Genomic DNA, 22,172 nt, shown 5'->3' with positions numbered 1-22,172 from the left:
CCTCTACTCGTCGACGTCCGCGTCGACCCAGTCGAGCGAGCGCGCGACGGCCTTGCGCCAGTTGCGGTAGAGCCGCTCGGCCTCGGGGCGCGGCATGAGCGGACCCCAGCGGCGGTCCTCGTGCCAGTGGTCGCGCAGCTCGTCGAGGTCCGACCAGTAGCCGACGGCCAGTCCTGCGGCATGCGCGGCGCCGAGCGCGGTCGCCTCGGTCACCTCAGGCCGGATGACGTCGCAACCGAGGATGTCCGCCATGAACTGCATGAGGAGGCCGTCCACGGCCATGCCGCCGTCGACGTTGAGGGCACGCATCGGCACACCGGCGTCCGCCTCGCCCGCGACCACCACATCACGCGTCTGGTAGGCGGTGGCCTCGAGCACCGCCCGGGCCAGGTGCGCCTTGGTCACGAACTGCGTGAGCCCCACGATGGCGCCTCGGGCGTCGGGCCGCCACATGGGCGCGAACAGCCCCGAGAACGCGGGGACGATGTACGCCCCGCCGTTGTCGGCGACGGTCGCCGCAAGCCGCTCGATCTCCCCGGACTCCGCGATGATCCCCAGGTTGTCCCGCATCCACTGCACCAGGGCCCCGGTGACCGCGATCGACCCCTCGAGCGCGTAGGACGGCGGCTCCTCCCCCAGGCGGTACGCCACCGTGGTGAGGAGCCCGTTCTCGCTGTGGACCACGTCCGTGCCGGTGTTGACCAGCAGGAACGCCCCCGACCCGTAGGTGCCCTTCGACTCGCCGGGATAGAAGGCGGCCTGGCCGAACATCGCCGCCTGCTGATCGCCCAGGATCCCCGCGAGCGGCACATCCCGCAGCAGCGAGTTCATGTAGCCATGCCCGTAGACCTCGGAGCTCGACCGGATCCGGGGCAGCATCGCGCGCGGGATGTCGAAGGCCTCGAGCATCGGCTCGCTCCACTCGAGGGTCGCGATGTCCATGAGCAGCGTGCGCGACGCGTTGGTGACGTCCGTGACGTGGATGCCGCCCTCCACGCCGCCCGTGAGGTTCCAGGCGAGCCACGTGTCGGGGGTGCCGAACGCGAGGTGGCCGGCCTCGGCATCGGCGCGTGCGCCCGGGACGTTGTCGAGGATCCACGCGATCTTGCTGGCGCTGAAGTACGTCGCGAGCGGCAGGCCCGTGATCCCGCGGAAGCGGTCGACGCCGCTGCCGTCCGCGAGCGCGTCGACGCGGTCCTGCGTGCGCGTGTCCTGCCACACGATCGCGGGATGCACCGGCTCGCCGGTGCGGCGGTCCCAGACGATGGTGGTCTCGCGCTGGTTGGCGATGCCCACCGCCGCGAGGTCGAGCCGCGTGATGTTCGCCTGCGCGAACGCCTCCGCGACCACCAGACGGGTGTGCGCCCAGATCTCCAGAGGATCATGCTCGACCCAGCCCGCTCGCGGCAGCAGCTGGCGATGCTCGCGCTGGGCCTGGGCTACCGCCCGAGCATCGTGGTCGAACACGATCGCGCGCGTCGACGTGGTGCCCTGATCGATGGCGAGGACGTAGCGGGTCATGCCCTCACGGTAGCGAGGGAGCACCATCGGGGCCCGTCCAGGCATGACATCGTCAGCGCTTGCCCCGCGGGCGACATCGCCGCACACTCGGAGACGAGCCCGTTCCCGGTGGACCTCGGAGGAGGCGTCATGGCTCACGGCGACATCACGCACATCGACATCCCCGTCTCCGATCTGGAGGCGGCCAAGGGCTTCTACGCAGCGCTCTTCGGGTGGCAGATCGCGGCCCCGCCGGGCTTCGAGGACTACCCGATGTGGCAGGCACCCAACGAGATCAGCGGCGGCGGGCTCGCCCCGCGGGACGAGGGCTTCACCCAGCCGCGCTCGTACGTCGAGGTCGACTCGATCGACGCCGCTCTCGCACTCGTCGCGGAGCATGGCGGCACGGTGACCATGCCGAAGATGGAGATCACCCCCACGTCATGGTGGGCGGCCTTCACCGACCCCGACGGCAACGCGATCGGGCTCTACGAAGGGGTGACCGACATCGAGCGCTGAGCCCCACGCTCAGCGAGGCACCCCTCAGCGCACGGGGCGGTACGCGCGGTAGACCGCGACAGCCCAGAGGGGCACGATCACGCCGAGCGCGATGAGCACCTGGACCGCGGACGCGGTCCACCCCGAGCCGTCGCGGAACATCCACACGAAGTACGCGACCACCGCGATCGCGACCGCCGCGGCGAGCGTCGCGTCGATCGCGGACCGGGTGGTCTCCTTCATCCCCTTCACTGCATCCCCCTGCGTTGCATCCCCCACGAGCTGCGGCACGCATCTGCCGCTCCGGTTCCACCCTGGCGCGGACGCCGCGGAGGGCAAAGCCCCCTCTTCTGGGGGCATGCGGGGACGAACCCCCACAAATGGGGTCTGGCGGGCCGGCGTGCCGGGGCCCACGATGCTCGCATGACTCCGACCACCACGCCGCGCACCTCTGTGCCCACCTACGCCATCCTGGTGTGGGCCTGGTGCGGCCTCGTGGGCGTCGGGCTCGCCGCACTGGCCGCGCTCGTGCTGTAAGGACGGCGCGCATCGTTCCCGTTGTCGCGAGAGCGACGCGGGCGGACCATAGAAGAACAGTCCCCGCCGAAGCTCCGAAGGAGTCGATCATGCCTGCCATCAAGGAGGCCGCGGAGGCCTTCCTCACCCATCAGCGGATCGCCGTCACGGGCGTGTCCCGCACACCCGGATCGCACGGATCCAACGCCGTCTACCTGCGCCTGCGCGAGCGCGGCTACCAGGCCTTCCCCATCAACCCGCATGCCGAGTCCATCGAGGGCGAGCCCGCGTACCCGTCGCTCGCCGCCGTGCCTGGCGGCGTCGAGGCGGTGGTCATCGGGACGCGCCCCGAGCGCGCCCTCGACACCATGAAGGAGGCGGCATCGCTCGGGATCAAGGACGTGTGGATGCACCGCGGGCCGGGCGGCGGCAGCGTGGACGATGCCGCGGCGGCCTGGGGTCGGGAGCACGGGATCCGCGTCATCGACGGCGGCTGCCCGTGCATGTTCGGCCCCACCGCGGACGGCGGCCACAAGTTCATGTGCGCGATGCTCAAGCTCTCGGGGAACGTCCCACGGAACGTGTGAGCCGCGTCCCCAGAAGTGGGGGCGTGTGGCGCATCGTGCGCGCCGCTAGGTTCGCATCATGAGCGCAGCGAAGCCGGACGTGAACCTCGACCTCGCCGACGAGTCCGCGGTCATGTGGCTGTGGGGGCTCGCGCAGACCCTCGCGATCGCGATCATCGCGGGCTTCGTCTTCGAGGGCGACGGCGACGGCTTCTCCTGGGGGTCGTTCGGGATCGGCGCCCTGGTGGGCGCGATCTCGACGGTCCCCGCCTTCGTGCTGTTCTCCATGGCCGCGCGCATCCTCACCTTCGTGGGCGTCACCACGCGTCAGACGCGGGCGCTGCTGGACGAGCAGGAGACCGACGCCGGCTGAGCCCCGCATCGCGGTGGGTGTCGGCGCGTGCCGCTAGCCTCGCGGCATGCGGTTCCTACACACGAGCGACTGGCACATCGGGCGCACGTTCCACGGGCATTCGACGGACGAGCACCTGGCGGAGGTGCTCGGTGCCATCGCGTCCGTGGTCGCCGAGCGGCGCGTCGACGCCGTGGTGGTCGCGGGCGACGTGTTCGACAGCTCGACCCCCAAGGCCGAGGCCTTCACCATGCTCAACGCCGCGGTCGCGGCGATCCGCGCGGCGGGCGCGAGCATGATCCTCACCTCGGGCAACCATGACGGACCCGCGCGGCTGGGCCACATGGCGCAGTTCGCGGCCTTCGGCGGGGTGCACGTGCTCGCGGACCTGGGCGCGCTCGCGACGCCCGTGGCGTTCGAGGACGAGCACGGCGAGGTGCTGGTCTACGGCATCCCCTACCCGCACCCGGAGTTCCTGCGCTCCGCCTTCCCGGCGTTCGAGGGCACCACGCAGGCGGCGGCGCACGCCTTCGCCATGGACCTCATCAGGGACGATGCCGTGGCACGGGCGGGCTTGGATGCCCGCTACGTGGTCGCGGCCCACACGTTCAGCTCGGGCGAGGCGGGCGACGCCGTGCATGAGACCACGGAGGAGTCCGGCCGCGCCGAGGAGCGGGACATCACGCGTGGCGGGCTCGACATCGTCCCGCCGTCCACATTCGACGGCGCCGCGTACGTCGCGCTCGGGCACATCCACTCGCGCGTGACGCTGTCGCCGCGCGTGCGCTACTCCGGCGCGCCGCTGCGGTTCAGCTTCGGGGAGATCAGCTCCGCGAAGGGCGCGTGGCTGGTCGACCTCGGGGCTCCGGGATCAGAGCCGGAGGTCGAGCACATCGAGCTCCCGACCCCGCGCGCGGCCGTGCGCCTCGAGGGCACGCTCGAGGAGCTCCTCGCTCCCGACGCGCACCCGGATGCGGTCGACGCCTGGGTGGACGTGGTGCTCACCGACGACCTCCGCCCGCGCGATGCGATGCGCCGCATCCAGGAGCGCTACCCGCACGCGGTGACCCTCACGCATCGTCCCGCGACGGTCGCCGACCACGGCGAGGCCAGCTACTCGGAGCGGACCCGCGGGAAGACCGACACCGAGCTGGTGGAGGCCTTCCTCGAGTTCACGCGCAACGGCCACGGCGCCACCGCGGACGAGGACGCGCTGATCGCGGACGCGCTCGGAGCGCTCGCCGCGAAGGAGGCCTCGCGATGAAGGCGATCAGCCTCACCCTCGAGGGCTTCGGGCCCTACCTCGCTCGCCAGGAGGTCGACTTCACGGCGTTCGACACGGACCGGCTGTTCGTCATCACCGGGAAGACGGGCGCGGGTAAGTCGACCATCCTCGACGCCATCACGTTCGCGCTCTACGGGGACGTGCCGCGCTACGACGGCACCAAGGCCACCGCGCGCAGCCACTTCTGCACGCCGTCCGACCCGACCGAGGTCACGCTCGTCTTCGAGGTCGGGACGCAGCGGTACCGGATCACCCGCACCCCCGAGTACGAGCGTCCCAAGTCGCGCGGCACCGGCACCACCACCGAGAAGCCCTCGGCCAAGCTGTGGCGCTGGGCCGGCGGCGACTGGGAGGCGGTCGCCATGGCGCCGCGGGAGGTGGGTCACGAGGTCGGCGCGATCATGCAGCTCACCTCCGACCAGTTCCTCCAGGTGATCCTGCTCGCGCAGGGCCGCTTCGCGGAGTTCCTCCAGTCGGGCACGGACAGCCGCCTCAAGCTGCTGCGCTCGCTGTTCGGGACGCAGCGCTTCGAGGACCTCACCGCATCCATCCGTGACCTCGCACGCACGCGTTACCGCGCGATCGAGGCGGCGGACGCGGAGCTCGAGGTCATCGCGCGCAACGCCGCGACCGTCGCGGGAGTCGAGGCGCCGGGTGCGGGCTCGCGCGAGGAGTGGCTCGCGAGCGTGGACGATGCGCTGCGCGCCGCGGCGTCCGAGCTCGGCATCGCATCGGCTGCGGCGGGCGATGCCGCAACCGCGGCGCGCGAGACCTTCGCGGAGGCGCGACGGATCGAGTCGGAGCGAGCGCGGCTCGCCACGGCCCGGGAGCGCGTGGTCGCGCTGGAGGAAGGCGCCGACGCGCATGCAACGGACGTCGCGCGACGCGATCTCGCGCGCAGGGCGGCGCCCGTGGCGGGTGCGCTCGGGGTCGCCGCGCGTGCGTCGGCCGCCCTGGCCGCGGCGCGGGAGGCGAGGGAGACGGCGCTCGTGGGGTCCGAGGCGCTCGCCGGGTCCTCGCTGGAGAGCCTGCGCGGCCGCGTCGGAGAGCTCGATGCCGCGCGCGGTGCCCTGGACGGTGCGCTCGAGGCCGAGCGCTCGCTCGCCGGGCTCGAGCTGGCTGCCGGGACCGCGGCTGCCCGGGTGGAGGCCGCCCGGGAGGCGCGGGACGCGCATCAGGCGGGGATCGATGCCGTGCCCGCACGCGAGCAGGAGCTGCGCGCTCGCCGGGACGAGCTCGCTGCGACCGCCGTGCGGCTCGATGACCTGGACGCGGCAGTGACGCGCGCCGAGCGGTCGGTCGCAGCCCACGAACGGCTGATCGCGCTCGAGTCGGCGCTCGCCGAGGCGCGCGAGCGGGAGGCCACGGCCTCGGGCGCGCGGCGCGTGGCGGTCGATGCGCATGACGCGCTGCTGCAGCGGCGCCTGCGCTCCCAGGCCGCGCACCTTGCGGCAACCCTGGTGGACGGCGAGCCCTGCGCGGTCTGCGGCGCGACCGCGCACCCCTCCCCCGCGCAGCCCACGGACGAGCACGCGACCGACGAGGAGGTCGACGCCGCCGCCGAACGCGCTGCCGTGGCGACCGCCGCGTTCGAACGCGCGCAGGCGTCCGCGACCGAGGCCCACACCGCGACGCAGGTCGCGCGGGCCGAGGCCGGGGACGGGACGCGCGAGGAGGCCGCAGCGGTGCTCGGCGCGGCTCGCACGGAGCGGGACTCCGCCGCCCAGGCCGCGGAGGCCGCGGACGCTCTCGCGCGGCAGCTGGCCGCGCTCGAGGCCGAGGCCGCGGCACTGAAGGAGCGGCTCGCCGAGGCGGCCGCAGCACTGGAGACCGCCCAGACGGCCGCGACCGAGGCGGCGACGGCGCTCGCAACGGCGCGGAGCACGGCGGAACGCGGGCGCGGCGAGCACGCCTCCGTGGCCGCGCGTGCGGCCGAGGTCGAGCAGGAGCGCGGCCGTGCGGAGGCGCTGGCGACCGCCACGGAGACGCTCGGATCCGCCGAGCGGGCCGCATCGGAGGCGCAGGCGGCGCTGACGAGCGCGCTGGCAGAGGCGGGGTTCGCGGACGCCGCGGAGGCGCGGGACGGAGCGCTTCCCGGCGCCGAGCTCGCCGCGCTCGAGTCGCGCATCGTCGCCTACGACGCCGAGCTCGCCGGGGCGAGGGCCGTGGTGGCCGAGCTCGCGACGGTTGCGCTACCCGCGGAGGTCGCGGATCTCGCGGCGCTCGAGACGGCGTCGGCGGAGGCCGAGCGTGTCGCCAAGGATGCCGCGCGAGCGCTCGCCGAGGCGGAGAGCCGCGCGGCGCAGTTCGCGGCGCTCGCGGTGCGCTACCGCGAGAAGGCCGCGCAGACGGCGGAGGCGCGCGAGCGCCATGCGGTGGTCGAGACGTTGGCGAGCACGCTCGAGGGCAGCCCGCCGAACGAGCGGCGGATGCGGCTCGAGAGCTTTGTGCTCGCGGCGCGGCTCGAGGAGATCGTCGCGGCGGCGAACGCCCGCCTGGGAGTGATGTCGAACGGCCAGTACCTGCTCGAGTACGACGACTCGGCGCAGTTCCGCAACAGGCAGACCGGGCTCGAGCTGCGCATCGCGGACGCTCATACAGGCCGTTCGCGCTCGACCAGGTCCCTGAGCGGCGGCGAGACGTTCCTGGCCTCGCTCGCGCTCGCGCTGGGCCTCGCGGAGACGGTGACGGCGGCGGCGGGCGGCATCCAGCTCGACACGATCTTCATCGACGAGGGCTTCGGGTCGCTCGACGCGGAGACGCTCGAGATCGCGATGTCGACGCTCGACGACCTCCGGGATGCGGGCCGCACCATCGGCCTCATCTCCCACGTGGAGACCATGAAGGAGCAGATCCCGGCCAAGCTCGAGGTGGTGAAGGCCGGAGACGGCTCGAGCCGCGTCAGCGTGTCGCTCGGCGACGGCTGAGCTGGGCCACGGCTGAGCTGAGCGCCGGACCGCCTCGCCTGGAAGACTCGAGGTGAGGGAGGCGGCACGTGGACGGGCATCTCTTCAGCGACGAGTCCAAGGTGGACGGCTACCGCTTCGCCGGCGCGCTTGTCGCTGCCGAGGATGTGCGCCGCGTGCGCCGCGACGTGCTGACCTGGCGCGTGGGCGAGTCGCATCGGTTCCACACCTCGCATGAGCGTCCCGAGGCGCGCGACCGCGCGCTCGCCTCGCTGCTGCGGATGGTCGGGACGGTCGAGATCGTGGTGGTGGAGCACGCGAAGACGCATCCGGAGTTCGTGGCGCGCGAGGCCTGCGTCGCGGGCATGGCGCTGTGGGCCGGCTCCGCAGGCGTGACGCACTGGCTGCTCGAGCGCGACGGACCATCCGAGTACCGCGACCGCCAGACCATTGCCGCGCTCATCTCGCTCGGTGTGATCCCCCGGCTCAAGTACGGCCATGCCCCAGGGGTCTCGGAGCCGCTGCTGTGGATCGCCGACCTGGCCGCGTGGCTGTGGACGCGCGGGGGCGAGCATCGTGCGGCGCTGAGCCCGCTCATCGTGTACCACGAGGTGGTGACGTCGGACGCCGACGAGGCCGCTGCCTGATCGGGACAGCGCGAAGCCCGGCTGACCAACCATCCGGGAGGCTGCCGGGCTCGCTCCTCAGGGCTACTGCCCTTCGTCACCTCCATTATCTCACCACGGGCGCGCGGGGGCCATGGTCGTCGCGCCTCTCATGCGCGAACGGACGGGTAGAGGCAAGGTCGTGCGGCGGTGCTCGCGCCTTTCATGCGCGAACGGACGGGTAGAGGCGAGGCCATGCGGCGGTGCTCGCGCCTGTCATGCACGAGCGGACGCAACGCATGCCCCTTCCTTGTGCATACGAGGCGCGAGCACGCTGCACCGCACCCCGGCACGCTCATCCGTTCGTGCATGCCAGGCGCACGGAACAGAGCGCCGGCTAGCCGAGCGCCTCCAGCTCTCCGTCGACCACCGCCTGGTGGCGATGGCCGACCCCGAACGCGTCGGCGTGGTCACGCAGGTGCACGCGATGCGCCTCCCAGCCGAGCGCGAGCGCCACCGCCAGCGCCGTGGCGGCCCCCTCGAGCACCGCCCACGCGAGGTGATGCGCCAGCGTCACCGAAGCCATGCCCGGCGCGCCCAGCGCGTACACGCCCCACAGCATCAGCGAGGAGGCGAGCACGCTCGCGAAGCCAGCCAGTCCCGCCGCGGGCACGCGCCACGGGTCGCCGCGCACGCTCAGCCGGCGCCATACGGCCCAGCCGACCCCCACGCCCGCGACTCCCATCACCAGCACGTTGACGCCCAGCGCGAGCACTCCCCCGTCGCCCCAGAACAGGGCCTCGGCCGCGAGCGCCGCGGACATGGTCACCAGAGCCAGCGCCGGGCCGAGCGCGATCGCCAGCAGCGTGCCGCCGATGACGTGGCCGGTGAGTGCGCCGCCCGCACCCAGCGGCACGTCGAGCAGATGCGCGATGAGGACCCCGCCCGCCCCCGCGAGGGCCCAACCGAGACGCGGATGGCCGTGGCGCATCGTCCACCCGGCGTACGTGACCGCGCCGATGGCGGCCACGCCGGCGCCGAGGACTGTTGCAGGGTCGAGGACCCCGTCCTGGATGTGCATGATCGTCTCCTCTCGGGGGCTACGAGAGCACCGCGGCGGGCGCGGAGTAGGTGCACGCGTTGACGGCGGCGAGCTCGTGAGCGGTGGCGTTGCGCAGCCGCGTCAGCCTCATGGGCCCGATCCAGTCGCAGATCCAGTCCCAGTGCAGCGTGACGAAGTCGCCCGGCTTGATCGTGGGCGCGAGCGAGCGCCCGTCGCGACGGAAGTGCGCGGTCTCCGCGGTGGGCGGGGCGAGCGATAGCGTGCGCCCGTCCCAGGACAGGTGGCGGCTCTCCACCAGCGCCGTGTCGCCTTCGATCGACAGCACCTGGCCGCAACGGATGCGGCATCTGTCGAGCACGGTGAGCGGGCCGTCGACGTGGCCGATCCGGATGAGCCCCACCCAGGGGTACACCGCGAACACGTGGAAGTTGTGATGCGGCGTGCCTCCGGCAGCGACGGCGGCTACCAGGCGTTCGAACTCGAGCCGCGTCAGGCGGGGCCGGAAGCGCTCCTCGAGGCTGCGCGCGAAGGCCGCTCCCCCGCATCGTCCCAGCTCGGGACCGCCGAGCCAGTACGCCTCGACCACGCGCGGGTCGAGCGGCGCGCGGCCCAGGCACTCCCCGATGAGCTCGAGGTACGGCCACGCACCCTCGAAGGCCCGGGCGACCTCCTCCAGACCGGGCCCGGACGCGCCCGCGCTCACCCTGTCGAGGAGCTCGTCGGCGCGGTCCGGGCCGCAGTAGCCCAGGTCGTTCGGCGGGAACGCGTAGCGGCCGAACAGGAGCGCTCCATCCTCGGGCGGGAGAGCCTCGGGGTGCGCGGACGGGGGACGATGCACGGTGTCGGTCATGTGACGGCCCTCCCGGGCAGTCGGGGGGCGAGCCAGACGAGCAGCCCGCCGGAGGCGAGAAGGAGGAGCCAGGGCACCTGCGCCGCGAGCGGGGCGGCGTCGAGGGCTCCGGCCAGGATCGCGGTGACCAGCGCCCCCAGCACGAGGACCGCGGTGACGTCGACGGCCTGGGCGCGTGCGAGCGCCTGATGCCACGTCGCGACATAACCGGCGAGCAGCACGCCGGTGAGAGCCACCCAGCCCCACTGGGCGGCGGTGCTCGGCACGACCGCGCCGAGCCGGCCCGTCGCCCCGCACCAGGCGAGGAGCGCGAGCGTGCCGCCGCCCATGCGCGTGAGCGAGAGGGTCCACGGGGTGAGGTCGGCGAGCAGCCGCTTGGTCACGATCACCTCGACGGCCCACAGGAGCGTGGCCGCGGCGATCATGGCGGTGCCGGGGTCGGCGACCAGGCTGACGCCGCCCCCGGCAAGCCCCCATTGCGCGACGATCAGCAGCGCGATCGCGCCCATATGCCACCACGTGAGACGTTCCTTGAGGAGCACCACGGCGAGCGCCGCGACCCAGACGACCAGCGTCTTGTGGACGAAGGCCGCCTGGGTCGACGCGGTCGTGGCGAGCCCCTCGAAGAACAGCACGAAGGGGACAGCGCCGCCCATGATCGCCACGTAGAGAAGCCCCCACCGGTGGCCGGGGCGGGTGGGTCGCGACAGTGCGACCGACCCGGCCCCAGCAGACCGGCGACCTACCGCGAACACGAGTGCCAGGACCAGCGCCGCCGCGCCGTTCTTGGCAGTCGTGTAGGCGGTCGCGTCGCCGTAGGCGGCGACGCCGAACCCGTTGACGTAGACCGCGACGCCGCTGATCAGCGCCGTGCAGCCCGCCAATGCGAGCCCCCGGGAGCGGCGCGACGTCATGTCGGCTGCCCTGCCTCGTCCGGGGGCGCGGTCTCGCGGATCGCCATGGCCTCGAGCGCCTCCTGCTCGGAGATGCGCTCGAGCGCGAAGCCGGACTGGACCACCACCCAGTCACCGGGGGTGATGTCGTCATCGCTGACCGTCATCTCGAGCACCAGCTGGCGCTTGCCGTGGTCCTCGACGACGGCGCGGCCGTCCTTGTGGACCTCGACGACCTTGGCGATGGTTCCTAGGCACATGACTGCATCTCCTCTTTGAGTGCGATGAGCTCGGCCGCCGCGGTCGCGACCGCGGCGTCGAGCGCTTGGGTGATCTCCGGGGACATCGGACCGAAGTCGAAGGTCTTGGCCTCGACCCCGACGACCGTGACATGCGTGGGCAGCGTGCCCAGCGTGCGCGCGAGCTCGACCGCGCCGGCCAGCCCGAAGGCGTGGCTCCCGCCGCGGCCCGCCGCCGTGAAGGCATGCGTGGGCAGCGGCTCACCCGCATCCCCGACCTCGCGGATGTGCAGCATCCCGGGCTTGTTGCCCGACGTGACCGCGTCGATCACCAGCGCCGCGCCATGGCCCGACCACAGCTGCACCAGCTGGGTGGGGTCCTCGCGCGTGACGATGTCGACGCCCTCGATGTGCAGCCCGGCCAGCCGCTCGGCGACGGCGCCGCCGACCGCATCGTCCCCTCGGTCGGGGCTGCCCAGCCCGACCACCAGCACGCGTCCGTCGCTCATGATCGCTTCACCCTCAGGTCGAGGAAGTGGGTCGCGCACGAGATGCACGGGTCGTAGTTGCGGATGGCCTCCTCGCAGCGGTGCGTGAGCATGTGGTCGTCGAGGTCGGTCCACTGCTCGGCGGCCTTGCGCAGGTCCGCCTCGATGCTGGCCTGGTTCTGGGACGTGGGCGGCACGATCTGCGCGTCCGTGATGATGCCGTCCGCGTCGATGCGATACCGATGCCAGATCATGCCGCGCGGCGCCTCCGAGGCGCCGATGGCCTCGCCCTCTCGAGGCGTCACGGGGACGCTCGGTGCGTGGCCGTCGACCCAGCCGTCGATGATGCGCAGGGCCTCCTCGAAGGCGTAGGCGAGCTCGACCGCGCGGACGATGATCGACTTGAAGGGGTTGCGGCACTCCCGACCGATGCCGGTCGCGAGCGCGGCCTCCTGCGCGCGGGGGCTGAGCTGGTCGAAGTTGAGGGCGTAGCGCGCGAGGGGGCCGACGAAGTACGGCTGGCCGTCGAAGCTCGCGTGGAGGGCGTTCGAGTGCTCGACGTGGAACTCGGTGATGTGGTCGGGGATCTCGGCGATGGGGAAGCTCAGGCCGGTCGAGGTGACCACCTGGGTGCCGCGCTCGAGCGGGTACCGGTCGGGGTGACGCAGCGCGACGTAGGTGTAGTCCTGGTGGAACTCGGGGAAGTCGAAGCCCGCGACCAGTGCGATCGCCGAGTAGGCCTCCTCGACGCCGCGCTCGAGGTCGGGGCGGAGCCGCTTGAGCTCCTCGACCGTGGGCATCCGGTAGAAGCCGCCGACCTTGACGTTGACCGGGTGGATCGCGCGGCCTCCCACGGCGGTCATGAGGTCGTTGCCCGCCTTCTTGAGGCGCAGCGCCATGTGGACCACGTCGGGCAGGTCCTTGGCCATCTCGAGGGAGCTCTCGTAGCCCAGGAAGTCGGGGGCATGGAGCATGAAGATGTGGAGCGCGTGGGACTCGATCCACTCGCCGCAGTACAGCAGGCGGCGCATCTCCTGGATCTCGGGGGTGGTGGTCGCGCCGCAGATGCTCTCCATCGCCTCCGTGGAGGCTGACTGGTAGGCCACGGGGCAGATCCCGCAGATGCGCGCGGTGATGTCCGGCGGCTCGGTGAACTTGCGGCCGCGCAGGAAGCCTTCGTAGAAGCGGGGTGGCTCGAAGATGTTGAGCTTGACGCTGTCGACCTTGCCGTCCTTGAACTCGATGTGCATGCCGCCTTCGCCCTCGACGCGCGCGAGCATGCCGACGTGCATCACCTGCCCGCCGTCCTTGAGCTGGTGGGTCATGGCGCGCCTCCTCCCCCGCTTCCGCCAGCGCTGAAGCCGGCCGCGGCGGCGATCTTGTCGGAGGCCGCCGCGAACTCCGGGGCGCCGGCGTTAAAGGTCCGGTAGACGCGGACGATGTCGGCGTCGGACATCCCGAGCTCCGTGAGCTGGCGCGTCATCGCGTCGGTGTTGGCGCTGTCCTGCGGACCGAAGCAGCCGTAGCAGCCGCGGCCAAATGACGGGCAGAGCGCGCCGCATCCCGCCTGGGTCACGGGGCCGAGGCAGGGCGTGCCGGTCGCGACGGGCACGCAGACGTTGCCCTTGAGCTTGCACTCGACGCACACCGAGTAGGTGGGGATGCGCGGCTTGCGGCCGTTGAGGAACGCCGCGAGGACCTCGACAAGCTGAACCTTGTCCACCGGGCAGCCGCGGAGCTCGTAGTCGACGTCGATATGGCTCGCGATCGGGGTGCTGGTGTCGAGCGTCTTGAGGTACTCGGGGTGGGCGTAAACGATGCTGCGGAACTCGTCGACGTCGGCCCAGTTGCGCAGCGCCTGGATGCCGCCGGCGGTCGCGCAGGCGCCGATGGTCACCACGGTGCCGGACTGCGCGCGGATCTCGTGGATGCGCTTGACGTCCTCGGGGGTGGTGATGCTGCCTTCGACCAGTGAGAGCTCGTAGGGACCCTCGACGATCGCGCGCGTGGCCTCGGGGAAGTACGCGATGTGGATGGTGGAGGCGATCTCGAGGAGCTCGTCCTCGCAGTTGAGGATGCTGAGCTGGCAGCCGTCGCAGGACGCGAACTTCCACACCGCGAGCTTGGGGCGGGTGTCCGGGGCCGCCGCGACCTGGCCGGCCGGCGCATCGTGGGTGTGGGTGTGGGTGTGCTCGGTCATGTCAGAGCTCCCTCACGTTCATGAGCGGCTCGAGGCGCGCGAAGTCGAGCACGGGCCCGTCGACGCAGACGAACAGCTCGCGCAGCTGGCAGTGCCCACACAGGCCCACGCCGCACTTCATCGAGCGCTCCATGCTGAGGCGGATCTTGTGCTTGGGGACGCCCCTGCCATTGAGGGCGCTGGCGGCGGAGCGCATCATCACCTCGGGCCCGCACACGAAGGCGAAGGCGTTGCGGGGGTTGAAGCCGGCGCGCGCGACGAGCTCCGTCACGAACCCGACCTTGCCCTTGTACCCGTAGGGCGCGTTGTCGACGGTCATCTGGACGTTGACGTCGTTGAGGTCGCCCCAACGGTGCATCTCGTGGCCGTAGAGGATGTCGTCGGGGGTCCGCGAGCCGTAGAGCAGGAGGACCTTGCCGTAGTCGTCGCGGTGGTGGAGCACGTCGAGGATCGCGGGGCGCAGGGGCGCGAGGCCGATGCCGCCGGTGACGAAGACGACGTCGTGTCCTCGCGCATCGTCCACGTCCCATGACGTGCCGAAGGGGCCGCGGACGCCGACTTCCGTGCCGGGGGCGGCCTCGACAAGGGCGCGCGTGACGGCGCCGACATTCCTGATGGTGTGCTCGAGCGGGGCGGGGTCGGAGGGGTCGCCGCTGATGCTGATGGGGACCTCACCTACGCCGAAGGCGTGGAGCATGGTGAACTGGCCGGCTTTGAAGGCGATCGGCGCTTGGTCATCCGTCGGGTCCAGCAGGAGCGTGAAGGTGTCGCGCGTGTCCTGGCGCACGTGGGTGATGACGTAGCGGCGCGGGACCATCGGGTCGGGGTCGAGGACGGCGGTCGCTGCCTGGTCGGAGGCCGCAGTCGAGCCTGGCGCGACTCTCGCGTCGAGACCGAGGGGCTCGGGAATGCGGATGTCGTCCATGACACGCCTCCGCATTCGACGCTAGGCGCGTCCTGAGGCGATTCCAGGGACCTTGGTCCGGGTGGGGTCTGGGGGTTCGCCGGGCGTGAGGCTGCGCGCGCGGGATCAGCATGTTCGTGCCGCGTTCCTCGCGCATTTCCTGCATGACGGTTGCGTTCCGTTGCGGGCGATGTGCTCGCGGCTACGTCACTCTCCCGGCGGATCCACCAGCAACGGGCGAGTCAGGGGTGGGAGCAGTCGCGGATCGCGTACGGCGATGCGGGACATGTATGTCAGCACGTCGGCGTGCCTGCCGGCACGGATGGTTGCGAGGACACGCGGGTCCTCGACGGCAAGCAGCTGAAGGCGGCTCAGCGTGTCCGGGTCGCTCACGCCATGCCGCTGCCAGGCGGGGTCCTCGGCCGCCCAGTAGCCTGTATCGCCTTCCGGCGCGCTCACGCTCGACGCGGGTGCGAGGTCGATGTCTCGGTCGATCTGCGTGATGCGGCCGACAGCATCGAGCCTCTCCGCGACCTCCCAGCCATCCGGCCAGTCGTGTCGCAGCAGTGCCTGCACAAGGTGCGGAGGCGACGCACCGGCCCAGACCTGCAGGAAGCCGTCGCCCGGACGATTCACGGCGAAGCCCGCGTCACTCAGCTCCTGCGCGATGGGCCTGACCGTCGCCTCGGTGTCCCGCGGATGGGTCAGTCCGAGTAGCACCCCGGGCAGGAGTGCCACGATCTCCGCCACGTGGAGCTTCGAATCCGCGCCCAGCTGGCATCTGACGAGATCGCCCACGACCAGGGGCGTCATCGTGAGGAAGTTCTCGAGACAGAAGGTGTCGCCGCCCTCGTCCGCGTCCACCGCCGTCGCCCATGGCCACTCTCCCGCTATCCCCACGTCCTTGACGTAGGCAAGGTGGATCTCGACGTGGTCTCCGCTACGCATGTGCACCTCCTCGACCTCTCGCACCGTACTCACGGCGACCGAAATCCGGCCGGTTGTCCACAGGGCCGCGAGCGGTGAGGCGATTCGGCGAACCGCGGGGTCAACGTCTGCGGATCGCGACGCGCGTGGCATCGCCCGCTGCCAACGGCGGCGCCCAGCGGTATCCCGGGGCGCCCAACGTCGCGAACGATGCTCGGGCGGCGCACGTGGATGACTTCGGCTGCGCAGCTGCCGGGTACATCGCGGCACGGCCGGATCACACGGGCTGGTACCAGTACCAGCGGTGCACCCGATGCTCGGGCGCGAGCGGGCCACCCCACTCTCCGAGGTCGACGCCGAGTTCCGCGCCAACGGTGCGGAGCGCATCGCCCCACTGCTCATGGAGGTTGTCCCGTCGGATGATCTCCTCCGCCTCGCGGTACGCGTCTTCGGCCTCGTCCAGCTGCGCGCAGGCTGCGTGGATGCGGGCACTGATCAGGAGGACCTCGGCGAGTACCTCGTGCGCTCCGCGAGCGTCCGCCGCCTGGGCAACATGCGCGAATTGCTCCCGCTGCCAGGCCACCGCTTGGGCCGATGCGTCGAGAGCGCGAGGCAGGTCGGACCATCCGGTGGCGCCGCTGAACGCCGCGCACTGCGCCTGGTTCGCAAGGACCATGACGAGGTGGTGCAGCCGCTCCGGGGTCGCACCATCGGCGTCGATGAGGCGGGTCAGGGCGAACGCGGCCTCGTCGAGGTAGTCGATCGCGCGTGGCAACGGGTCGAAGTCGAGCGCCATGCTGTTGAGGGCTCGGGCGAATGTCAGCGCGTGCGCGGTCGGGTCGGCGGCGCCCAGGGCGCGAAGCTTGTCGAGGGTGGCGAAGCCCGGTCCGTCGGCGACGATCATGGGTGGACGGTACGCGCGAGGTGTGACAGCCGGACCTCGCCGACAGCGCGCCAGCAGCCCTCTCGGGCCCTTGGGCCCTAGTCGGCGCGCCCGGACTCCATACGCCATATTGCGTGATCGAGCTCGTGGATCTCGACGCCGAGCGTCTCGGAGGCTTCGGCAAAGACCTTCTCGATCTGGGCCTTGGGGATGTTCCCGCCAAGAGCGCGCGTGACGTAACGCGAGATCATGCGGTCGATCTTCACGCCCGGCACACCCGCGAGCATGAGGAGATACCGCCACGAGGCGTGGCCGAGGCCGCGCTCGGCTCGCCAAGCGCGCTCGACGACCGCGAGGCGGATGGGGTCTGCGGCCGCTTCGCGGAGATCGATGGACGTCACGATGCCGGCGTCCGCAAGACGCACGGCGGCACCGTAGAGCGCCTCGGCCTTGAGACGCTTGGCACCTGGCGCGTGCTGCCGGTTGTCGAAAATGCCAGTAGCCGCAGCGCTCGCACCTCCCGCAGCGTCGATCGCCGCGACGAGGTCTCCGAGACCGTCAAGCTCGGGATCAGCACCGGCCGCCACGCGGGCGGTGCGGTAACGCTCGACCACCCTGCGGGTGCTCGAGTAGTGCGCAGTCAGTGAGAAGACCGAGTCGAGGGCGCACAGTGCGAGTGAGTCGGGATACCCGTAACTGGTCAGCGAGCGGACCCCGTCCGGGAAGTCATGGTGGACCTGCGCGAGGAAGGTTGCGACAGCATCGTGAGCGTCCATGCGGGCGAAGATACCAGGCACGCTGCTGGCATCTGGCTGGCGCGCCGAGCATCGTCTGGCACTCGTCAGGACGATGCGGCGGTCGCCATACGGCCGAGCGCCGCGGCCTCCTCGGTGATGTCGATGCCGACAGGGCACCAGGCGATGCAGCGTCCGCACCCGACGCAGCCGAGCATCCCGAACTGGTCCTGCCAGCTGGAGAGCTTGTGGGTGATCCATTGGCGGTAGCGGGCCTTGACGTCGCCTCGGAGCGGGCCGCCGTGGATGTAGCTGAAGTTCTCGGAGAAGCAGGAGTCCCAGACGCGGTGGCGCTCGGCGTTGTCGCCGGCGAGGTCGCTGGTGTCCTGGATGGTGGTGCAGAAGCACGTCGGGCACACGAGGGTGCAGTTGGTGCAGGCGAGGCAGCGGGAGGCGACGTCGTCCCAGCGCGGGGATTCCGCGGATGCGCGGAGGACATCGTGGATGGTGTCGGTGTTGATGCTTCTCACTTGCCGGGCTGCTGCTTGGTCGGTGACCGCTATCGCCTCCGCTTGTGCGGCCTCGCCGGCCTTCGTGGTCTCGATGGCGTCGGCCACCTCCATGCCCGCCTCGGTGCCGACCTCAAGGACGAAGTGATGTTCGGGCGTCATGACCTCGGTGAGGAGGAGGTCGTAGGAGGGCTCCAGGGTCTGGGGGTCGGTCGCGGCGGGGCGTGGGCCGGTGCCCATCGAGGCGCAGAAGCAGGTGGCGGCCGGCTCGCCGCAGGCGACGGCGACGGTGAAGGTGCCGTCGCGGCGGGCGACGTAGTGGGCGTCGTGGAAGGGCCGGTCGGCGAGGACGGCGTCGTGGATCTGGACGGCGCGGAGGTCGCAGCTACGGACGCCGAGCAGCGCGACGGGCTGGTTCTCGGGGGCGTCACGCTCGACGGTGAAGTGGCCCTCCTCGCGGCGGCCGCGCCAGACGACCTCCTCGGCCGGGAAGAACACCGGCTTGGTGGACTGGGCGGGGTCGGCGAAGCCGAAGTAGGCATCGTCGTCGCGCTGTCTGAGCCGGTACGTGCCTGCCTCCTGCGTGTCGCCGACACCCTGCGGCAGGTCGGCGGCCGCGTGGATGTCGCCGGTGACGATCGCATCGCCCCGGGCGGTCGGCCCGACGACGCGGTAGCCGCGCTCGTGTAGTGCCGCGATGAGTGCGTCGAGACCTTTCGGCTCGAGGATTCGGATGTCGTCCATGACACGCCTCCTCTTGCGACGGTAGGCGTGTTGTTCGGGGATGCTAGGGACCTTGGTCCGGCAAGGAGCGGGCTCGTTCAACGAACACGCACGTCAAGCGGGTTCGTCGAGAGACAGCTCGGCGAGCATCGCGAAAACACAACGCCATGCCTAGATGGGCCGGTGTCCAAGGTTCATTCCAGTCAGCCGCTGCTCTCGAGAAGCCGCTTCTTGGCCGCCGAGAACTCCTCGTCGTCCAGGACTCCAGCTTCGCGCAATCGGCTCAACTCCTTGATCTGGTCGACCAACGATGGCGCGCCGACGCTTGACTCCTCGTGGCCCGACAAGATGGCGCGCGCAGACGAATTCGGCTGACCCGTCCCGACTACGTCCACCAGGGTCACGATGGTGAGAACGCGTGCGCCTTCCCGGACGGGTACTGCCATGACCACGCGTGCGCCGACCGCCGCTCCGGCGAGTTCGTTGAGCAATCCCGAGTTGGGGTCCCCTAGCACGAACCGCTCCGGCGCGCCGTCCTCCCAGGACGACGCGACGAGATCCCCGTCCCCGCGGTATTGGACGAAGTGCGCGATGAGTTCATCGCCCCGTTCGAGCTTCGCTCCACCGCCCGGGTCCAGCACCCGATAAACGCTGCTCGACACCGCGAACGGCAGTCCAAATGCGAGCCCAGGAGACTCACCCTCGACCTCGACAACGTCGAGTTCGTCAAGGGCTCTCCAGTCCTCGTCCGTCGGCTCTGTGCTGATCCCTGCGCTCGCGTCCATCCATCCCGAGACGAAGTCCTGCGCGAATGGGACGACGCGTCGGCCGAAGAACTCACCAACAGACTCGTCAATCCCCAGACTCTTGAACGCGCCGTTCGCGAAGTCACTCAAGAAACCCACCGCCGCCCCCAGCCGCCAGGCCACCAGCCGTAATGTGCACAACTGGAAGCACCCTCGGGGCGCAACGGCGCACCCTCGACGCGACGATGCTCCCACGACGGGCGAGATCTGCCAATAGCCGACCAACCGGTCAAATCGCAGTCGCAAGCGCGGTGCGCCACGTGCGGCAAGTTCCGCCGACCAAAGCGCGGCACAAGGACTGCCATCTACGCAACTCGCCCAGCGACGGGTGCCCGGGTCACATGCACCAGAGCTTGGCTACGGCTTGCAGCGCGCCTGTTCAGGTTCTGTCTCGACGACTCCAGACCACGCCCGCCGTGACCAATCCCGAAGTGGACTACAGGAGGTAACTGTACTTGCGAGTGAAAGTGCCGAGCGTCCCGCCCCCGTCGTGGCCGTCGAGCCGGACGCGATCGATGGCCTCCTTGACTTCTGCGACCTCGGCATCGGCAATGAAGGGCACCACCTTCGACTGCAACTCGGATATCGCCTTCTGCGTCTCGGGATCCAGCGTGTGCGCACGGGGCTCCGGCGCCTCAAGCTTGCCCGTGTCGAGCGCTTCCGCAGACCGTCGCGCGATGGTGGCGAGTTTCTTCCGGTCGATTGCGACGCCATACGACACGACGTCGTCGAGCAGAATATTGCCGCGACTGTCTGCCGCCGCGACGTGCAGGATCCCGTCGACGTCGTAACTGTAGGTGAGATCGATCGAGAGCTCGCCCATCGGCTGAGGCTCGGGCAACGCGAGCTCCCACTCCTTGAGCACCACGTTGTCGTGGTCGTCGAGCGGTTTGGCAGGATCTCCCTCGATCACCTTGAGAGCGAGCGTCTCCTGATAGTCCACCACCGGGGAGAAGCTCTCGCTGACGCGTGCCGGCAACTTGTGGTTCCGAGGAATCAGCTCTGAGAACACGAGGCCCGTGCGGGGGTCGAGGCTGACGGTTCCTAGGGCGTGCTCGGTAGACACGAAGAAATCGCGGTCGTCGAGCTCGCCCGAAAGGATCGCGGACGCGACGGCGGCCCCTTCGGCCACTGCCGTCATCGGGTCCACACCGGCCGCTGGGCCGCGGTCCAGCAACTCGGACACCAGCGTGCGTACAGCAGGGATCTTGCAGGTACCGCCGACGAGGACGAGCGCATCGATGTCCGAGTTTCGGACACCGAGGTCGCTCAGGCACTGGTCGATCGGCTCGCGCACGCGCTCGATCTGCTGACGGACCGCCTTCTCGAACATCGCGCGTGTCACGTGCCGGTACTCGCCGCCCGGAATCGGGACGCTCACCTGCTCCACCTGAGACAGCAGAATCTTCGCGCGCTCAATGTCGAGGCGGAAGCCTGCACGATCCCCTGAAGTCCAGCGCGAGGGGTCAGCGACTGTCTCGAGCACCAGCCTCGAGAGCGTCGAGTCGAAGTCCAAGCCGCCCAGCTGTTGGATGCCCTTGGACGCCTGCTCCATGAACACGCCGTCGATGTTGCGGAGCACGGTGACGTCGAGCGTTCCGCCGCCCCAGTCCACCACCATCAGGGTCTCCTCCGTGGCTGACTTCATGCTGTACGCCATCGCCGCCGCCGTGGGCTCATTGATCAGCGCCTTGACCTGGATCCCCGCCATGCCTGCGGCAAGCTTGGTCCGATGCCGAGCCACCCCGCGGCTGTTCGCGGGGATCGTCACCACCGCCTGGTCGAAGCCGACGCCTTGACCCGCGCTCGCGCGCTTGAGGTGGCCGAAGATCATGGTGGCGATCTCCTCGACCACGTACTCGACGCCGTCCACGTCGGCCACCTCCTCAGCCCTCAACAGACGCTTGACCGCAGCCAACGATCCCGGCCGCTGCTTGGCGGCCCACCCGAAAATCGGCTCGTCAGAGTCGCCTCGGCCGAACACCGTCGGGAGTACGCGGTCGAAACCAAGCGCCGCCCAATCCGCCGGTGGCTCATCGATCGCAAGCACCTCCGTCCCGCCGCCTGCGAACTGCGACACCACTGAGTTCGTGGTGCCGAAGTCGATGCCGATGCCTGCCATCACTTCTCCTCAATTGCCGCGTCGCGCGGCGCAGACGACGCGACGGCCGTCTGCTCCGACGGCTGCGTCTCGTCCTCGCACGACGTCGTTGGCGGCTCCTGCACGACCAGCACAGCGGCGGATGCGGTCGGGCCCTCGACCTGCACGGCATTCGGCCGATCAAGTCCACCCTTGTCGACGCCGTCGGCACCATCGGGCGCGACGGGCGCCTCGGCTCGCGGCACTGGGCGTAAGCGACCCTGGCGCACGAGTTGACCGGTGACCGCGACCCGGTACGCAGGCACCTCGACCTCCATCCCCGGGCCGGGGGTGCTTGCCGAGTCGAACGCGTGCGGTTCCGAAGGGTCGGTCACTCGCTCAACACCTGCCTGCGCAAGCCATTGCGTAACGAGGTTACGCAGGTCATCAGTCGTGGCACCGCGCTGGAGCGCCACATCCATCTCGGCGAGCTGAGCGACATGCGCCTGGCGCTCTGACGCGGCAGCCACAACCTGCTTGCGCAGTCCCTCGTAGGCGCCAGTGGACAACGTCGTGCCCGGGTCTCGCACGACCAGAGCCGTGTAGATCCGGTCCACCTCGCGCTCGAGACCCTTCACAATCTCG

Annotated in this window: 23 protein-coding genes; 6 read left to right on the top strand and 17 right to left on the bottom strand. The window is 70.7% G+C overall.

Annotated features, from left to right (window positions below; all coding sequences use genetic code 11):
- Positions 1-3: 3 nt before the first annotated feature.
- Positions 4-1,521 (bottom strand): glycerol kinase GlpK, encoded by a 1,518-nt coding sequence (gene glpK / locus AOM00_RS05610; RefSeq protein ID WP_062516936.1) that lies wholly within the window; start codon positions 1,519-1,521, stop codon positions 4-6.
- A 129-nt stretch (positions 1,522-1,650) separates the two neighbouring features.
- Between glpK and AOM00_RS05605 the strand changes: the two genes are divergently transcribed.
- The gene (locus AOM00_RS05605; protein WP_062516853.1) at positions 1,651-2,019 is read left to right on the top strand and encodes a VOC family protein; all 369 of its coding nucleotides are present in this window, start codon (positions 1,651-1,653) and stop codon (positions 2,017-2,019) included.
- A 24-nt stretch (positions 2,020-2,043) separates the two neighbouring features.
- Here AOM00_RS05605 and AOM00_RS05600 read toward each other — a convergent pair whose 3' ends face one another.
- Positions 2,044-2,241, bottom strand: coding sequence for a hypothetical protein (locus AOM00_RS05600; protein ID WP_062516852.1), 198 nt, complete (start codon positions 2,239-2,241; stop codon positions 2,044-2,046).
- 383 nt (positions 2,242-2,624) lie between these two features.
- Between AOM00_RS05600 and AOM00_RS05595 the strand changes: the two genes are divergently transcribed.
- The 5 genes from AOM00_RS05595 to AOM00_RS05575 all read left to right on the top strand — a co-directional run bounded on the left by AOM00_RS05595 (position 2,625) and on the right by AOM00_RS05575 (position 8,270).
- Positions 2,625-3,101, top strand: coding sequence for a CoA-binding protein (locus AOM00_RS05595; protein WP_062516851.1), 477 nt, complete (start codon positions 2,625-2,627; stop codon positions 3,099-3,101).
- A gap of 58 nt (positions 3,102-3,159) precedes the next feature.
- Positions 3,160-3,453, top strand: coding sequence for a hypothetical protein (locus tag AOM00_RS05590; RefSeq protein ID WP_062516850.1), 294 nt, complete (start codon positions 3,160-3,162; stop codon positions 3,451-3,453).
- Positions 3,454-3,499: 46 nt separating this feature from the next.
- Complete coding sequence (locus AOM00_RS05585; RefSeq protein WP_062516849.1) at positions 3,500-4,696, top strand: exonuclease SbcCD subunit D; 1,197 nt, start codon at positions 3,500-3,502, stop codon at positions 4,694-4,696.
- Positions 4,693-7,644, top strand: coding sequence for an AAA family ATPase (locus AOM00_RS05580; RefSeq protein WP_062516848.1), 2,952 nt, complete (start codon positions 4,693-4,695; stop codon positions 7,642-7,644). Before AOM00_RS05585 ends, AOM00_RS05580 begins: the two co-directional genes overlap by 4 nt.
- Positions 7,645-7,712: 68 nt before the next feature.
- Positions 7,713-8,270 (top strand): hypothetical protein, encoded by a 558-nt coding sequence (locus AOM00_RS05575; RefSeq protein WP_062516847.1) that lies wholly within the window; start codon positions 7,713-7,715, stop codon positions 8,268-8,270.
- Between the two features lie 355 nt (positions 8,271-8,625).
- Here the strand turns inward: AOM00_RS05575 and AOM00_RS05570 are convergent, their stop codons facing one another.
- From AOM00_RS05570 to AOM00_RS05500, 15 genes are all read right to left on the bottom strand, one after another.
- Positions 8,626-9,309 carry an energy-coupling factor ABC transporter permease gene (locus AOM00_RS05570; protein WP_062516846.1) on the bottom strand — a complete coding sequence of 228 codons (684 nt, stop codon included), beginning with the start codon at positions 9,307-9,309 and terminating at the stop codon, positions 8,626-8,628.
- Positions 9,310-9,328: 19 nt separating this feature from the next.
- Entirely contained in the window at positions 9,329-10,141 is an 813-nt protein-coding gene (locus AOM00_RS05565) for a DUF6390 family protein (protein ID WP_062516845.1), read from the bottom strand.
- Positions 10,138-11,055: an EamA family transporter gene (locus AOM00_RS05560; protein WP_062516844.1), complete on the bottom strand. Its 918-nt coding sequence runs from the start codon at positions 11,053-11,055 to the stop codon at positions 10,138-10,140. Before AOM00_RS05560 ends, AOM00_RS05565 begins: the two co-directional genes overlap by 4 nt.
- A complete protein-coding gene (locus AOM00_RS05555; protein WP_062516843.1) occupies positions 11,052-11,294 on the bottom strand; it encodes a HypC/HybG/HupF family hydrogenase formation chaperone in 243 nt (80 codons plus the stop codon). The genes AOM00_RS05560 and AOM00_RS05555 overlap by 4 nt, the downstream gene beginning before the upstream one ends.
- Positions 11,285-11,782, bottom strand: coding sequence for a hydrogenase maturation protease (locus tag AOM00_RS05550; protein WP_062516842.1), 498 nt, complete (start codon positions 11,780-11,782; stop codon positions 11,285-11,287). The genes AOM00_RS05555 and AOM00_RS05550 overlap by 10 nt, the downstream gene beginning before the upstream one ends.
- Positions 11,779-13,086 (bottom strand): Ni/Fe hydrogenase subunit alpha, encoded by a 1,308-nt coding sequence (locus AOM00_RS05545; protein WP_062516841.1) that lies wholly within the window; start codon positions 13,084-13,086, stop codon positions 11,779-11,781. The genes AOM00_RS05550 and AOM00_RS05545 overlap by 4 nt, the downstream gene beginning before the upstream one ends.
- Positions 13,083-13,961 (bottom strand): NADH-quinone oxidoreductase subunit B family protein, encoded by an 879-nt coding sequence (locus AOM00_RS05540; protein WP_082096651.1) that lies wholly within the window; start codon positions 13,959-13,961, stop codon positions 13,083-13,085. The genes AOM00_RS05545 and AOM00_RS05540 overlap by 4 nt, the downstream gene beginning before the upstream one ends.
- A gap of 1 nt (position 13,962) precedes the next feature.
- Positions 13,963-14,886, bottom strand: a complete 924-nt coding sequence (locus AOM00_RS05535; RefSeq protein ID WP_082096649.1) for an FAD/NAD(P)-binding protein — start codon at positions 14,884-14,886, stop codon at positions 13,963-13,965.
- A gap of 186 nt (positions 14,887-15,072) precedes the next feature.
- On the bottom strand, positions 15,073-15,813 hold the full coding sequence (locus tag AOM00_RS05530) for a hypothetical protein (protein WP_062516840.1): 741 nt from the start codon (positions 15,811-15,813) through the stop codon (positions 15,073-15,075).
- Positions 15,814-16,069: 256 nt separating this feature from the next.
- Positions 16,070-16,696 (bottom strand): hypothetical protein, encoded by a 627-nt coding sequence (locus tag AOM00_RS05525; RefSeq protein ID WP_062516839.1) that lies wholly within the window; start codon positions 16,694-16,696, stop codon positions 16,070-16,072.
- 77 nt (positions 16,697-16,773) lie between these two features.
- Entirely contained in the window at positions 16,774-17,451 is a 678-nt protein-coding gene (locus AOM00_RS05520; RefSeq protein WP_062516838.1) for a DUF8548 family protein, read from the bottom strand.
- A 65-nt stretch (positions 17,452-17,516) separates the two neighbouring features.
- Positions 17,517-18,662: a 4Fe-4S dicluster domain-containing protein gene (locus AOM00_RS05515; RefSeq protein ID WP_062516837.1), complete on the bottom strand. Its 1,146-nt coding sequence runs from the start codon at positions 18,660-18,662 to the stop codon at positions 17,517-17,519.
- Between the two features lie 182 nt (positions 18,663-18,844).
- Entirely contained in the window at positions 18,845-19,570 is a 726-nt protein-coding gene (locus AOM00_RS15765; RefSeq protein WP_062516836.1) for an SHOCT domain-containing protein, read from the bottom strand.
- Positions 19,571-19,883: 313 nt separating this feature from the next.
- Positions 19,884-21,569 carry an Hsp70 family protein gene (locus AOM00_RS05505; protein ID WP_062516835.1) on the bottom strand — a complete coding sequence of 562 codons (1,686 nt, stop codon included), beginning with the start codon at positions 21,567-21,569 and terminating at the stop codon, positions 19,884-19,886.
- Positions 21,569-22,165: a hypothetical protein gene (locus tag AOM00_RS05500; protein ID WP_156159051.1), complete on the bottom strand. Its 597-nt coding sequence runs from the start codon at positions 22,163-22,165 to the stop codon at positions 21,569-21,571. Before AOM00_RS05500 ends, AOM00_RS05505 begins: the two co-directional genes overlap by 1 nt.
- Between the last annotated feature and the right edge of the window lie 7 nt (positions 22,166-22,172).

Origin of the sequence: Demequina gelatinilytica, assembly GCF_000971115.1 — a bacterium.
Lineage (GTDB): Bacteria > Actinomycetota > Actinomycetes > Actinomycetales > Demequinaceae > Demequina > Demequina gelatinilytica.
The sequence above is the reverse complement of the archived record's forward strand: the minus strand, read 5'-3'. Positions and strand labels throughout refer to the sequence as shown.